The sequence below is a fragment of the Paenarthrobacter histidinolovorans genome (assembly GCF_014647595.1).
GTDB classification, from domain to species: domain Bacteria; phylum Actinomycetota; class Actinomycetes; order Actinomycetales; family Micrococcaceae; genus Arthrobacter; species Arthrobacter histidinolovorans.
This window is the reverse complement of record NZ_BMPM01000001.1, coordinates 620664-634301: the sequence shown is the minus strand read 5'-3', so window position 1 is coordinate 634301 and position 13638 is coordinate 620664. Positions and strand designations below refer to the sequence as shown.

Annotated in this window: 11 protein-coding genes and 2 tRNA genes; 12 read left to right on the top strand and 1 reads right to left on the bottom strand. The window is 63.6% G+C overall.

The window, feature by feature from the left end; translation table 11 throughout:
* The first annotated feature begins 112 nt into the window (after positions 1-112).
* The 9 genes from IEY62_RS02945 (at position 113) to IEY62_RS02905 (ending at position 8934) form a co-directional block, all read left to right on the top strand.
* Entirely contained in the window at positions 113-1630 is a 1518-nt protein-coding gene (locus IEY62_RS02945; RefSeq protein ID WP_189013739.1) for a sensor histidine kinase, read from the top strand.
* Positions 1627-2301 (top strand): response regulator, encoded by a 675-nt coding sequence (locus IEY62_RS02940; RefSeq protein WP_189013738.1) that lies wholly within the window; start codon positions 1627-1629, stop codon positions 2299-2301. The genes IEY62_RS02945 and IEY62_RS02940 overlap by 4 nt, the downstream gene beginning before the upstream one ends.
* A 32-nt stretch (positions 2302-2333) precedes the next feature.
* A complete protein-coding gene (locus IEY62_RS02935) occupies positions 2334-2990 on the top strand; it encodes an MOSC domain-containing protein (protein ID WP_189013736.1) in 657 nt (218 codons plus the stop codon).
* Between the two features lie 381 nt (positions 2991-3371).
* Positions 3372-5531, top strand: coding sequence for a DEAD/DEAH box helicase (locus IEY62_RS02930; RefSeq protein ID WP_189013734.1), 2160 nt, complete (start codon positions 3372-3374; stop codon positions 5529-5531).
* A 151-nt stretch (positions 5532-5682) separates the two neighbouring features.
* Positions 5683-6225, top strand: coding sequence for a LysM peptidoglycan-binding domain-containing protein (locus IEY62_RS02925; RefSeq protein WP_189013732.1), 543 nt, complete (start codon positions 5683-5685; stop codon positions 6223-6225).
* Positions 6226-6343: 118 nt separating this feature from the next.
* Positions 6344-6415, top strand: a tRNA-Thr gene (locus IEY62_RS02920).
* A gap of 61 nt (positions 6416-6476) precedes the next feature.
* A tRNA-Met gene (locus IEY62_RS02915) sits at positions 6477-6550 on the top strand.
* Between the two features lie 61 nt (positions 6551-6611).
* Positions 6612-7268: an NAD(P)-binding oxidoreductase gene (locus IEY62_RS02910; RefSeq protein ID WP_189013730.1), complete on the top strand. Its 657-nt coding sequence runs from the start codon at positions 6612-6614 to the stop codon at positions 7266-7268.
* A 94-nt stretch (positions 7269-7362) separates the two neighbouring features.
* The gene (locus IEY62_RS02905; protein ID WP_189013727.1) at positions 7363-8934 is read left to right on the top strand and encodes a Na+/H+ antiporter; all 1572 of its coding nucleotides are present in this window, start codon (positions 7363-7365) and stop codon (positions 8932-8934) included.
* Here the strand turns inward: IEY62_RS02905 and IEY62_RS02900 are convergent.
* Positions 8931-10187 carry an ROK family protein gene (locus tag IEY62_RS02900; protein WP_189013725.1) on the bottom strand — a complete coding sequence of 419 codons (1257 nt, stop codon included), beginning with the start codon at positions 10185-10187 and terminating at the stop codon, positions 8931-8933. The two genes, IEY62_RS02905 and IEY62_RS02900, sit on opposite strands and share 4 nt — an antisense overlap.
* A gap of 234 nt (positions 10188-10421) precedes the next feature.
* Here IEY62_RS02900 and IEY62_RS02895 point away from each other — a divergent pair, with 234 nt between their 5' ends.
* Genes IEY62_RS02895 through IEY62_RS02885 form a run of 3 tightly spaced genes read left to right on the top strand, consistent with a single transcriptional unit; the run spans position 10422 to position 13612 of the window.
* The gene (locus IEY62_RS02895) at positions 10422-11696 is read left to right on the top strand and encodes an ABC transporter substrate-binding protein (protein ID WP_229785017.1); all 1275 of its coding nucleotides are present in this window, start codon (positions 10422-10424) and stop codon (positions 11694-11696) included.
* 24 nt (positions 11697-11720) lie between these two features.
* The gene (locus IEY62_RS02890) at positions 11721-12704 is read left to right on the top strand and encodes a carbohydrate ABC transporter permease (protein WP_229785016.1); all 984 of its coding nucleotides are present in this window, start codon (positions 11721-11723) and stop codon (positions 12702-12704) included.
* Positions 12704-13612, top strand: coding sequence for a carbohydrate ABC transporter permease (locus tag IEY62_RS02885; protein ID WP_189013723.1), 909 nt, complete (start codon positions 12704-12706; stop codon positions 13610-13612). Before IEY62_RS02890 ends, IEY62_RS02885 begins: the two co-directional genes overlap by 1 nt.
* The last annotated feature ends 26 nt before the right edge of the window (positions 13613-13638 follow it).

The following is a 13638-nucleotide window of genomic DNA, read 5'->3' as shown; positions in this document are numbered from 1 at the left end:
GCCGGGACCGGAATGCTCAGAGCAAGCCTAGTCCTTGCGAACGCTGCAGGCACTCACCCCGGCTCAAAGTGGGGAGAAGTACCCACCTTGGGAACCGTGTAAGGATGTAGCCATGGCGGGAACTGAGGCTCAGGGCAACGGCGATGACGGCACCCTGCTGAAGTTTCCGACCGTGCGCGGAATCGGCCGTGGACGGGTAACGGCAGGACTGGTTCTGGCACTTCTGCTCCCGCCGGCGGTGGAACTGGCCGTGACCGTCCTTAACTTCCGTAACTTCGCCATGATCATGCTTCTCCAGCTGGCTGTGGCTGTGGCGGTGGCGGCCATTGGGGGTCTCTGGCCGGCCGTGGTTGCGGCGGTGCTGGGCAGCTTCCTCCTTAACTACTTCTCGGCAGACCCTGTTGGTTCGTTGTCCATTGCGGATCCCACCACGTTGTTCACCCTGGTGGTGTTCCTGGCCGTTGCCTGCGGGGTGGCCTTGGCTGTGGGACTGGCCAGCCGCCGGGCACAGGAAGCGGCGAGGTCCGGGGCGGAAGCCACGGCGCTGAGTGAACTTGCCCTCCGGATACTGAGTTCGGACGGAAGCCTGGAGACCTTCCTCGAGAAAGTACGCGGCAATCTGGGCATGGACGCCGTGACGCTCCTCGGCTCGACGGTTACCGCTGTCCGTGGTGCGCCGGCTGAATGGCGGGTCCTGGCCAGCGCCGGCCCCAATCCGCCGGTGACGCATGCCGCGGCCGACCATGCCGCCGTCGTCGATCCGCATTACACGTTGCTGCTGCGCGGAGGTCCCCTGTCTCCGCATCATCAGCGGATGCTGGTGGCGTTCGGCGCGTTCGTGGTTGCGGTGCGGGAGCGGCAGCAGTTGGTGAAGAGCCGGAGGGACAACATCCGGTTGTCCGAGGGCAACAAGATGAGGACGTCCATCCTCCGGGCGGTTTCCCACGATTTGCGGACTCCACTGGCTGGGATCAAGCTCGCCGTGAGCAGTCTCCGGCAAGACAACGTGACCTTCCCTCCGGAGGTTGAGCGGGAACTGTTGGAGACCATCGAGGATTATGCGGACCGCCTGGACCATTTGGTGGACAACCTCCTGGACATGTCCCGCATTACTGCGGACGCCGTGAATCCGTTGTTGAGCGGGATTCTGTGGGCGGATGTGCTGCCGGATGCGTTGCGGGGCCTACCGCACGAGCGGCTGCGCAACGAGCTGCCGCCCAACCTCCCGCCTGTGCAGGCGGACGCAGGAATGCTGGAACGGGTCGTGGCCAATATTGTGGAGAATGCCATGAAGTACGCCCCCGATTCGGACGTGGTGCTGACGGCCCGGGCCGGCGAAGGCATCACCTTGGGGGAGCAGCCCGCCAGCGAACTGCGGATCACGGACCACGGAAAGGGTGTGGGCCACGAGGAAGTCCTCACCATGTTCCAGCCGTTCCAACGCTTTGGTGATTCGTCCGCGGCCTCACCCGCGGGAGGTTCAGGGACCGGTGGCGGAATCGGCTTGGGGCTTGCCGTGGCGAAGGGCTTCAGCGAGGCCATGGGCGGCAGGCTCGCGGCGGAGCCGACGCCGGGTGGCGGCTTGACCATGGTTGTGACCCTGCCGCTGTGGACAGGTGACCCGCTATGACGCTGGTGTTGATCGTTGAGGACGAGGCCCGCATTGCCCGGGCCATGCAGGTCACCCTCCAAGCCCACGGGTACCAGGCGATGACCGTGGGCAACGGAGCCGACGCGCTGAGTGCAGCTGCGAAGCATCCGGTCAACATCGTGGTGCTGGATCTTGGCCTGCCGGACATCGACGGCGTGGAGATCATCCGCCGCATCCGGGGCTGGAGCAGCATGCCCATTATTGTCTTGTCGGCCAGGCACGCTTCCGAGGACAAAGTGGAAGCGCTCGACGCCGGTGCGGACGACTACGTGACCAAGCCTTTCGGTTTGGATGAGCTTCTTGCGCGGCTTCGCGTGGCTTCGCGTCGTGTCGTCACCGGAGCAGAAGAACCTACCCTGGCGACCGCCGATTTCGTGGTGGACCTGGCCGGGAAGCGGATCGTGAAGGACGGGTCCGAGATCCGGCTGACCCCCACTGAGTGGAACATCCTTGAGCTGCTGGTCCGGAACAAAGGCAAGCTGGTCAGCCAGCAGCAGATCCTTACCCAGGTCTGGGGACAGGCCTATGCCAAGGAGACCCAGTATCTGCGGGTCTACATCGCCCAGCTGAGGCGCAAACTGGAAAGGGACCCCGCGGAGCCACGCCACCTGCATACGGAAGCAGGGATGGGCTACCGTTTTGATCCTTAGCCCCCTGCCCGTCCATCCGTAGACTGGTGCCCATGAACACCGCTTCCGTCCTTGCCGTTTGCCGCGTCCATCAGTTGCTTCCCGATCCCCTCGGAAGTGTGGGCGTCACCGCCATCGACAAACGTCCCATTGAGGGACCGGTCAAGGTCCACAAGCTGGGTGTCCACGGGGACGTGCAGGCCAGCCGTTTGCACCATGGTGGGGAAGACCAGGCCATCTACGCCTACTCGCAGGAGGACGCCGATTACTGGTCCGGCGGGTTGCAGCGGGACCTTCCGGCGGGAATTTTTGGCGAGAACCTGCGCGTGTCCGGAATTGAGACCACGGGAGCTGTGATCGGCGAGCGGTGGAAGATCGGGCTGGATGTGGAACTGGAAGTGACCTCTCCACGGACACCCTGCGCCACGTTCCAGCGCGTCTTGGGGGAACCAACCTGGGTCAAGCGCTTTTCCGAGGCCGGCCGGGTGGGTACCTACCTGCGGGTGGTCAAGACAGGAAGCATCTCAGCGGGGGACCACATCCACCGCACGTTCATTCCCAAGCACGGCATCACCGTGGGCCAGTGGTTCAGCGAGCCCACTCCGGAGCTGGTCCAGATCCTGCTTGATGCGGAGGCAGACGGGGAGATCCGATTGCAGGAGGATTACCGTCCCGAGTTCGACAAAGTGCTGCGAAGGAGCGGACTCTAGCAGCTCCGGACGCCGGGTGTGAACAAGCTCACCCGGCCTTCGTGTGCTCTTAAGTCGCGGTGGGGCCACCCTGTGCCCTACACTTGAAATATCCCCCACTCCGGAAATCCCTTTATCCTGCCCAATTCTTGAGGCAGGACTGGTAAGTGTTGGGGCCCGCAAATGTGTGCGGGCATTTTCATAGGGAGAGCCGGCTAAAGAAAACGCTGTACAGACTGCTGGGATAGCAGCCAAGAGATGCAGCGGGAAGTCCTGCCATGGGATTGCGATAGCGCCGGACTTCTTGCGAAAGCAGGGCACCTTGCCTGCTCTCGCGACGAGTAATGCGGCCAAGCCCAACCGGGCCGCGCCGACTGCCCTATGGATGAGGAATTTCCCCCTATGACCGAAAATCTCAACGAAAACTTCGACGCCCGGAACGCTGAGTCTGCTGAAGCAGCAGCCGAGACCTCCGCTCCCGCCGAAGCTGAAGCACCGGCTGTTGCCGCTGCCCCCGTCGAGACCGCTGCAGCTGAGACTGCAGCCCCCGCCTTCACCGAAGCTCCTGCCCCCGCGGCAGAAGAAGGCGAAGAAGAAGGCGTCAAGTTCGTCGATCTTGGCATCGACGGCCGTGTTCTGGCCGCCCTGCAGGATGTTGGCTACGAGAAGCCGTCCCCCATCCAGGCAGCCACCATCCCCCTGCTCCTTGAAGGCCGAGACGTCGTGGGCCTCGCCCAGACCGGCACCGGCAAGACCGCAGCATTCGCTGTTCCTGCCCTGTCCCGCCTGGCTGAACTGCACGACCTCAACGGCCCTTCCCGCAAGACCCAGGCCCTGGTCCTGGCTCCCACGCGTGAACTGGCCCTGCAGGTTGCCGAGGCCTTCACTTCCTACGCCAAGCACATCGACGACTTCACGGTCCTCCCGGTGTACGGTGGCTCGGCTTACGGCCCCCAGCTGGCCGGCCTGCGCCGCGGTGCCCAGGTTGTCGTCGGTACGCCCGGCCGTGTAATCGACCACATCGCCAAGGGTTCGCTGGACCTCTCCGAGCTCCAGTACCTGGTTCTTGACGAAGCTGACGAGATGCTCCGCATGGGCTTCGCCGATGACGTGGAGCAGATCTTCCAGCAGACCCCGGAGAGCCGCCAGGTTGCACTGTTCTCTGCCACCATGCCGGGCCAGATCCGCCGCATGTCCAAGCAGTACCTGAACAACCCTGCCGAAATCTCCGTGAAGTCCAAGACCACCACGGGTGCCAACACCAAGCAGCGTTACCTCCAGGTCATGGGCCCGCACAAGCTGGACGCCCTGACCCGCATCCTTGAGGTTGAAGACTTCGACGGCGTTATCGCCTTCGTGCGCACCAAGATGGCTACCGAGGACCTCGCCGACAAGTTGAAGTCCCGTGGCTTCCAGGCTGCCGCCATCAACGGCGACATCCCGCAGCAGCAGCGCGAACGCACTGTTGACGCGCTGAAGGAAGGCCGCATCGACATCCTGGTTGCTACCGACGTCGCGGCCCGTGGTCTTGACGTTGAGCGCATCAGCCACGTCATCAACTACGACATCCCGCACGACACCGAGTCCTACGTGCACCGCATCGGCCGTACCGGCCGCGCAGGCCGTTCCGGTGACGCGATCCTGTTCATGACGCCGCGTGAGAAGTACTTGCTGCGTTCCATTGAGAAGGCCACGCGCCAGCCGGTGGAGCAGATGCACCTGCCCACTGCCGAAACCGTCAACACGCTTCGCCTGGGCAAGTTCGCCGAGCGCATCACCGAGACCCTCGCCTCCGAGGATGTTGCGGCGTTCCGCGACCTCATCTCCTCCTACGAGGAAGAGCACAACGTTCCGGCCTCGGAGATCGCTGCTGCGCTGGCCGTCATGGCACAGGGCGGACAGCCCCTGCTGGTCAAGGAACTGCCTGCAGCTCCGGAGTACCAGAAGCGCGAGCGCTCCAAGGACGGCTTCGGTTCCCGTGGCCCGACCCGTGCGCTCACCGAAGGCAACGCCACGTACCGGATCGCCGTCGGACGCCGCCAGCGCGTCATGCCGGGCTCCATCGTGGGTGCCATTGCCAACGAAGGTGGCATTTCCTCCGCTCAGATCGGTGGCATCGACATCCGCTCGGACCACTCCCTGGTGGAGCTTCCGGCAGACCTGAGCCCGGAGCAGTTGCGCGCACTGTCCCGCACCCGCATCGGCGGCGAGCTGATCCACCTTGAGCTGGATAACGGCCGCAGGCCCAACGCCGAGCGTGGCGGCTACTCCGGTGGTGGACGCGGTGGCTACGGCGACCGCGAGAACCGCGGTGGCGGCAACTTCAAGGGCAATGGCGGATTCAAGAAGGAGTTCCGCAAGTCCGACGGCGAGCGTTCCTCCGCTGACCGTGGTGGCCGTTCCTACAGCGACCGCACCGAGCGCACCGCAGGCAGCTACGGTGACCGCGACCGCGGCCAGGCGAGCGGCTCACGCTTCGGTGGCCATGGTGACGGTGCCCGCAAGCCCCGCACCGGTGGCGAAGGCAGCAACCGCGACTTCAACCGCAAGGGCAAATGGTAAACACCAGTCCAGCGGTAGCTATTAGGTAGTTCCCGTCAGGGGGCCGGCTTTCGAGCCGGCCCCCTGCGGCGTTTAACGGGGTTCCGCGCGGGACGTCACCGGCCGTACGATCAAGGCACGGGCCGGACCGCAGAACAGGGGAGAGTGCTCCATGGGCTTGCTGGATAACTTGAAGAAGAACCTTGGCTTCGGGGACAAGGGATACGGGGACAGGGACCACGGAGACAGGGAACACGGGGACAGGCAGCACACGGACAGCGTTCCTGCTGACAGTGCGGCGCCGGCGTCATCGGAGGAACAAACTGCCGTGACCCAGGCTGCAGAGGATGCCGCCGTCGTCGAGGTTTCAGCATCGGACACCGCCGCAGCCGAAGCCGCGGCAGCCCAGGCAGCGCAGCAGCAGGCAGCAGCGGATGCCGCAGCCGCTGCGGAGGCCTCGCAGGAGGGCTTGGAGCCCGAGGCCCCGGAAGTCCGGCCACAGGCCCAGGAAGCGGCTGCTGAGGCCGCAGCAGGGTCAGGACAGCCCGGGCCGGTGGCACCGCGTGTCACAGAAGTTGTTGTGGAGCACGGGGACACCATGAGCGGGATCGCTGCGCAGTTCGGAGTGGACCTCGGCGCATTGATCGCAAGCAACGCGGACACGGTGCCCAACCCGGACCAGATCTACCCGGGTCAGGTGCTGCGCTTGCCCTGATTTTCTCCGTTTGTAGATCAGGAAAAAGGCGTCTTTGCAAATTGTGTCGACGCCATTTTTCCCGGTCGATTCGCCGATTTGTAGCTTCTGAAAACGTCCGGTAGAGTATTTACTCGTTGCCCCCCTAGCTCAGTGGTAGAGCGCGTTCTTGGTAAGAACGAGGTCACCGGATCGATTCCGGTGGGGGGCTCTGGATGAGGGCCTGTGTCAAGGCGGTTTTGACCGGCTTGACACAGGTTTTTCTCATTCGTGGCGGTGTAGCTCAGTTGGTTAGAGCGCACGACTCATAATCGTGAGGTCGGGAGATCGAGCCTCCCCACCGCTACAGAGCAAGACCCCGCAGATGATGTCTGCGGGGTTTTTCGTTTATGGGACACAATGGGTCCATGAGCCGAATCGCGATTATTGGCGGCCACGGGAAAGTGGCCCTGCATCTGTCCCGGATTCTTAGTGGTGAAGGTCACGACGTCACGTCGTTCATCCGCAATCCCGATCATGTGGCGGATGTCACGGAGACCGGAGCCTCTGCCGAGGTGCTTGACGTTGAAAATTCGACGACGGCGGAACTCGCCCATGTGCTCCGGGGCCATGACGCCGTGGTCTGGTCCGCGGGGGCCGGCGGGGGCAATCCTGCCAGGACGTACGCCGTGGACCGGGACGCGGCAATCCGTTCCATGGACGCGGCAGCGGAGGCGGCTGTCCGCAGGTATGTCATGGTGTCCTACCTTGGGGCTTCCAAGGACCACGGGGTCCCGGCAGAGAACCCCTTCTTCGCTTACGCGGAGTCCAAGGCGGCGGCCGATGACTACCTGCGCGGCACTGACCTGGACTGGACCGTGCTGGGCCCTGGCACCCTGACGAACGACCCCGCCACTGGCCTGATAGAGCTGAATCCGGAAAACCCGGGCGACGGCACACAGACCTCCCGGGCCAATGTTGCGCTGGTGGCCGCGGCGGTCCTGGAGCTGCCCGGGACCGTGGGCCGGACCATCCCGTTCAGGGACGGTACCGAGGACGTAGTGGACGCCCTGACCAAGGACTGACCACCGGTTCTGTCTGTGCCTCGGGATATGTTGGTAGGGAACTTTTCCGGTGTTGCCCGGGGAGGGGCCGTACACCATTCGGGGAAGCAGGAACATGGATCAGCTGGCGCTCATAGTCGGATTGCTGCTTGCAACGGTGGTTGCTGTCGGTGTGGGGGACCGGCTCCGGCTGCCGTACCCGGTCCTGATGCTGCTCCTTGCGGTGGCGCTCACGTTTATTCCGGGCTTCCCCGAGTTTGAGATTTCGCCGGAACTGATCCTGCCGATCTTCCTTCCGCCGCTGTTGTTCGCCACGGCCCAGAAGAGTTCGTGGGCGGTGTTCCGGGTGCGCTGGCGGACTTTGCTGCTGATGGCGGTGGCGCTTGTGGTGGTCTCCACTGCCGCGGTCGCGGGTGCTGCGTGGCTGATGATTCCGGGGATCGGAATCCCCGCGGCGATCGCTTTGGGTGCCATGGTGGCGCCGCCTGATCCCGTGGCAGTGGAGTCCGTGGCCGGCCGGGTGCATATGCCGCGACGGCTCGTGACGGTCCTCCAGAGCGAAGGCCTCTTCAACGATGCCGCGGCCATCGTGATCTTCCAGGCTGCCGTGGCCGCCACGATGTCGGGCAAGGAAGTGGGCCCGGAAGTGATCCCCCAGTTCGTGCTGGGTGCGGCACTTGCCGTGGTGATCGGCATTGCGATGGGTTTGCTGACCCGGTTCATCACCAAACTGGTGACGTCCATGGTGGCCAGGAGCGCCGTGACCTTGGTGGTTCCTTTTGCGGCCTACATCCTCGCCGAAGAGTTGCACGCCTCAGGCGTGGTGGCCGTCGTCGTCACTGCCTTGGAACTGCAGCGCCATGCCCGTCCCCAGGACGCCGCTGAGCGCGTCACAAGGACGGCATTCTGGGACGTGGTGGAGCTTCTGGCCACGGGCCTTGCCTTCGGCCTGGTGGGGCTGGAAATCCGCCAGGTCATCCGGGATGAAGGAACGGCCATCTTTGGGATGATCGGGATGGCGGTTGTCATCTGTGTCCTGGTTTTTGTGGTGCGGTACCTCTGGCTTGGGCTGCTTGCCCTGACTGCCCGACGGCGGCGCAACCTTCTGCAGCCCACCTCACCCAAGGAGGTGCTGATTTTGACGTGGTGCGGCATGCGGGGTCTTGCCACGCTGGCCCTTGCGTTGGCGCTGCCGCTGACGTTGCCCGACGGCAGCGACTTCCCTGCCCGGCACGAGATCCTGGTCATTTCCTGCGCCGTGCTTTTGGCCACCTTGGTTCTTCCCGGGCTCACCCTTCCGTGGCTGATGCGCGTGCTGGATGCCACGGAGGACGGCTCCCATGAAAAGGACGCCGCCAAGGAGCTGGCCAAGCGGGCCCAGTCCGCTGCAGTCTCCGCGCTCAAAGAGCACGATCTCATGAAGGAACTACCGCCGGAGAAAGTTGCGCTGATCAAGGAGAAGATGCGGCGCCTGCATGCCGAGCTTTTGGACGGCACCTTGCGGAATGAATCTGCGGCCGAAAAGCGCAAGCGGGGACGTGAGCTTTCCATCGCCGTGCAGACCATCGCCTTGGATGCTGCCCGCCAGGAAGTGGTGGCGGCCCGCAATGAACTGGGGACTGATCCCGAGGTGGCTGACAGGGTCCTGCGGCAGCTGGACCTGCGCACCATGTCGATGCCGGACTAGCCGGCCGCTGTGTGTCCCGCCGCTGTGTGTTCCGCCGCTGTGTGTTTCGGCAAGGACGCCGGGTAGAGGTCCAAGGCGTGTTCCTCGACGTAGTCCAGGGCGTGGCGGATTGCGCCAAGTGACACGATCCCGTCGCCAAGGACCGAGGCAGCCAGCCGCGGTGGAGTGAAGGTGAAGTCCGGCAGCTGTTTGCCGATGCCCGGAAGCAGGGCTTGGGCTGACGGCGCAACGCCGCCCGCAATGACTACCAGCTCCGGGTTGACCAGCGTGGCGATGGAACCAATCACCCGTGCCATGCGCCCGGCCACCCGGTCCAGGGCTTTTAAGGCGGCGTGGTCGCCGTCGGCTGCTGCCTTGAAGACCATTTCAGCGGTCAATGCGGCAGGATCCTGCCCGCAGAGCTCGCCCAATACTGTGCTGTCCCGCGCCGTTTCAAGGGCTTCCTGTCCCCAGAGCACGGCATAGTGGGCGATTCCGTAGGTGTCGCCCACGCCGTCGACGTTGTCGAGGAACCCCAGCTCCCCGAATCCGCCTCGCTGGCCGTGGAGGAGGCGGCCGGATTCCAGGATGCCGGAGCCCAGGCGGTCGCCGGCCAGCATGACCACCAGGTTGTCCACGCCTTGGGCTGTGCCTTGCCATCTTTCGGCCAAGGCCGCCAGGTTGGCGTCATTTTCCAGGAGTACTTTCCATCCGTGCCGCTCGGAGATGATGCCGCGCACATCGAAGGACTTCCAGAATTCCTGCACGGTAAGGACGTCCCCGTCACGGCTGACCGGGGCAGCCACTCCCACCGACACGGCCAGTACGGAGTCCGTTGTCGCGCTGGCCTTATCCAGTGCGTCTGCAGCGATTTTGTCCAGGACATCAGCGCGCTCATCGGCGCCCACGGTGTCTGTCCGGAAGGACATAGTGACCTGGGACAGGGGAGTGCCGGCCATGTCAGCCACGATCGCGGTGATCTTGTTGGCGCCGATGTCGATTCCGATCACGGTGGCCGCGCTGTCGTCGAAAACAAAGCGTCGGGCCGGCCTGCCTTTGACGTATTCCCCGGCTCCCCGCTGGTTCTCCAGTTCCTGGAGCCAACCCAGTCGGACCAGTTCGTCGCAGATGGAGATGACCGTGGCGCGGGAGAGTCCCGTGGAGGCCATCAGCTCCGTGCCCGTCACCACTCCGGCGCCGCGCATGGCCTTGAGCATCGCGCCGGCATTGACCCGGCGGACGAGTTGGGTGGACGGAGCAGTTCCGGTCAGCATTCCGACTCCCGATGAATGAGATGCCGCCCATCGGGGTGACAGGACGGTGCATCTAAATTTAGTGCATAAATTTAGATGACAACACATTTCGTCCTTCACTTGACGGTGTGGCGGCCATCACCCAACATTATCGATGGGTTGTAAATTTATGACCTATCAAAAGTTGGGCAGCGGCCGCACCAGGCCACTCCGCCACGGCACGGAAGCCAACGGAGTTCCCGCGACGAAAGGACTATGGAGTCTGTGAAAGCAACGCGCAGGAAACGCCTGGCGGCGATGGTCCTGGGGCTGGCCCTCCTGGCCGGCCTCCTCTCGGGCTGTACCGGAACGCCGGGCAAGGAGACCATCCGCTTCACCTTCAGCAAGCGCGAGGCCATCGGCTTCATGACCAAGCTTGTCGCGGACTACAACGCCTCCCAGGACAGAACGGAGGTAGTGCTGGACACCTCCGGTGTGGACGTCGTTTCCGCCAGCTTCGTCAGGGGTAATCCGCCGGACGTGGCCCTGGCGAACTACAACATGGAGACCTCCCGCTTCGTGCAAAGGGGAGCCCTGAGTGACTTGTCCGGCACGGAAGCCGCCGGCCGCATCCGGGGGGACCTCCAGCCACTCATGGACCAGTACGGTTCCTACCCCGGCCGCACCAGTGCGTTGCCGTACTCGGTCATGGCGTCGTCGGTGATCTACAACAAGGAGATCTTCGCAGCTCACAACATCGCCGTACCCAAGACCTGGAGCGAACTGATCGCGGCGTGCGAAGCCCTCAAGGCAGTGGGTGTTACCCCCTTCTATGCCACGTGGAAGGACGACTGGACGATTGCGCAGGGGTGGTTCGACTACTCGGTGGGCGGCCAGGTGGACACCATTGACTTCTTCAAGAAGCTCGCCGCCGAAGGCACCCGAGTGGGGCCGGATTCATCGGCCTCCTTCCAAAAGGACTTTGACCAGCCAGTGGGGAAGATGCTGACGCTGGCGCAGAACTATGTCAACAAGGACGCCGCGAGCCGGGCCTACGGGGACGGCAATCTCGCTTTCTCCCAAGGTAAGGCGGCCATGTACCTGCAAGGCCCCTGGGCGTTCAGCGAGATTGCCAAGACGGCCCCCGGCATGGAGCTGGGTACGTTCCCCCTGCCGATGACCGAGGACCCCCAGGACCTGCGCGTCCGCGTCAACGTTGACCTCGCAGCCTGGATCCCGGAAGCGTCACAGCACAAGGAGGCCGCGCGCGAATTCCTGGAGTACCTCTACCGTCCGGAGGTGATCGACGCCTACAACGCATCGCAGCTGGGCTTTGGGCCCACCAAGGATTCCGCCAAGGCCACCGACCCGCGGGTTGCGGGCATGGCGGAGTACTACGAACAGTCCCGCGTGTACCAGGGCCCGTCCGTGCTGGTTCCGCGCACCATCCCCATCATGAACTACACGCAGGCAATCGTCTTCGGCGCATCCCCTGCATCCACCCTCCGCACACTCGACGCAGATTGGGCGCGGCTGGCGTTCCGCCAGTAGTGCAGATTCCAGGGAGTCAGACACATGTCCAGCATCAGCACGTCATCCACGTCCAGCACGTCATCCACCTCCAGCGCGTCATCCACATCCAGCACATCCGCCACGTCCAGCCCGGCCAGCCAACGGAAGGCCGGGCGGCCACTGCGGAGCCGGCGCCGGGTGGAACCCATCTTCTACTTCTTCCTGGTGCCCAGCCTGGTCCTGTTCACCTTGGCCATCACGGTTCCGGGCATCATCGGCATCTTCTTCAGCTTCACCGACTCGATCGGAATCGGCGACTGGGACCTCATTGGCATCACCAACTACATAGCGATCTTCAGTGATCCTGCCATCCTGCAGAGCTACTTGTTCACGTTCGGCTTCTCGATCGTCACGGTGATTGCGGTCAACCTGGTTGCCTTCCTCCTGGCTGTGGGGCTGACCGCCCGCATCCGGATGAAGACGGCATTGCGGACCGTCTTTGTTATTCCGATGGTGGTCTCCGGCATCATCATCGCCTACGTCTTCAACTTCCTGTTCTCAAATTCCCTCCCGGCGGCAGGTGCTGCGGCAGGAATCCCGTGGCTGGAGAACAGCCTGCTGGCCAACCCGGACCTTGCGTGGATCGCAGTGGTGCTTGTGACTGCCTGGCAGGCGGTGCCGGGGGCATTGCTGATCTACATCGCTGGCCTGCTCGCCGTGCCGGAAGATGTCTACGAGGCCGCCGGGATCGACGGCGCCGGAAAATTCCAGCAGCTGACCAAAATCACGCTTCCCCTCGTCGCCGGCTACGTGGTGATCAACGTCATCCTCGGTTTCAAGGGCTTCCTTAATGCCTTCGACATCATTGTGGGGCTGACGAACGGCGGCCCGGGAACGTCCACAAGGAGCATCGCCATGACAGTGATTGCGGGCTTCAACGGCGGGGACTATGCCTACCAAATGGCCAATGCCACGATCTTCTTCGTGGTCGCCATCCTGATCTCTCTCCTTCAGCTTTCGCTGACTCGCGGACGGAATGCACTCTGATGACCACTCAAGCCACCCTCCCCATCGATGACACCCAGCGTGGGTCCGGCGCGCGGACCCACCGGCGGAAGAAAGCGGCTCCGTCCCCGGAGCGGGTCAACTGGCCCGCAACCACCATCCTTGTGCTGTGCGCTGTGACTGTCCTGCTGCCCCTGTACGTGACGGTTTCCATGGCTTTCAAAACACAGGGTCAGGCCGTGGACGGCAACGCATTCTCGCTTCCGGCGCCGTTCAGCATTGACGGCTTCGTCCAGGCATGGACCCTGACGAACTTCCCTGTGGGGGCAGCCATGTCCTTGCTGGTCACGGCGGGGACTGTGCTGGCCACCATTGTCCTGGCCGCCTTTGCCTCGTATGCCATCGTGCGCAACTGGGAGCGCCGGTTCTTCCGGTACTCGTTCTTCTACCTGCTGGGCGCCATGTTCATCCCGTTCCCTGTTGTTGCCCTGCCGCAGATCCAACTCACAGGCCACCTGGGCCTGGACAACCCGTTCGGCGTCATCCTGCTGGCCACCATGTTCCAGCTGAGTTTCAGCGTGTTGCTCTTCACGGCGTTCCTCCGTTCGATCCCCCTGGAACTGGAAGAGAGCGCCAGGATTGACGGCGCCACCACGTGGCAGACGTTCTGGAAGCTGATCTTCCCGCTCCTGGCACCCATGAGCGCCACGGTGGGGATCTTCGCCTTCCTCTATGCCTGGAATGACTTCATGATGCCTTCGCTGATCATTTCGGATCCGGCGCTGCAGACTCTTCCGGTCCGTCAAAACCTGTTCCAGACCCAGTTCAGCAACAACTACCACGTGTCCTTTGCCTCGTATCTGATGGCGATGGCGCCGGCGATCGTCGCCTACCTTTTCACGCAGAGGTGGGTCATGGCCGGTGTCACCCAGGGTGCCGTCAAGGGCTAGACCAATGTTGACCTTCCGCGACCTGC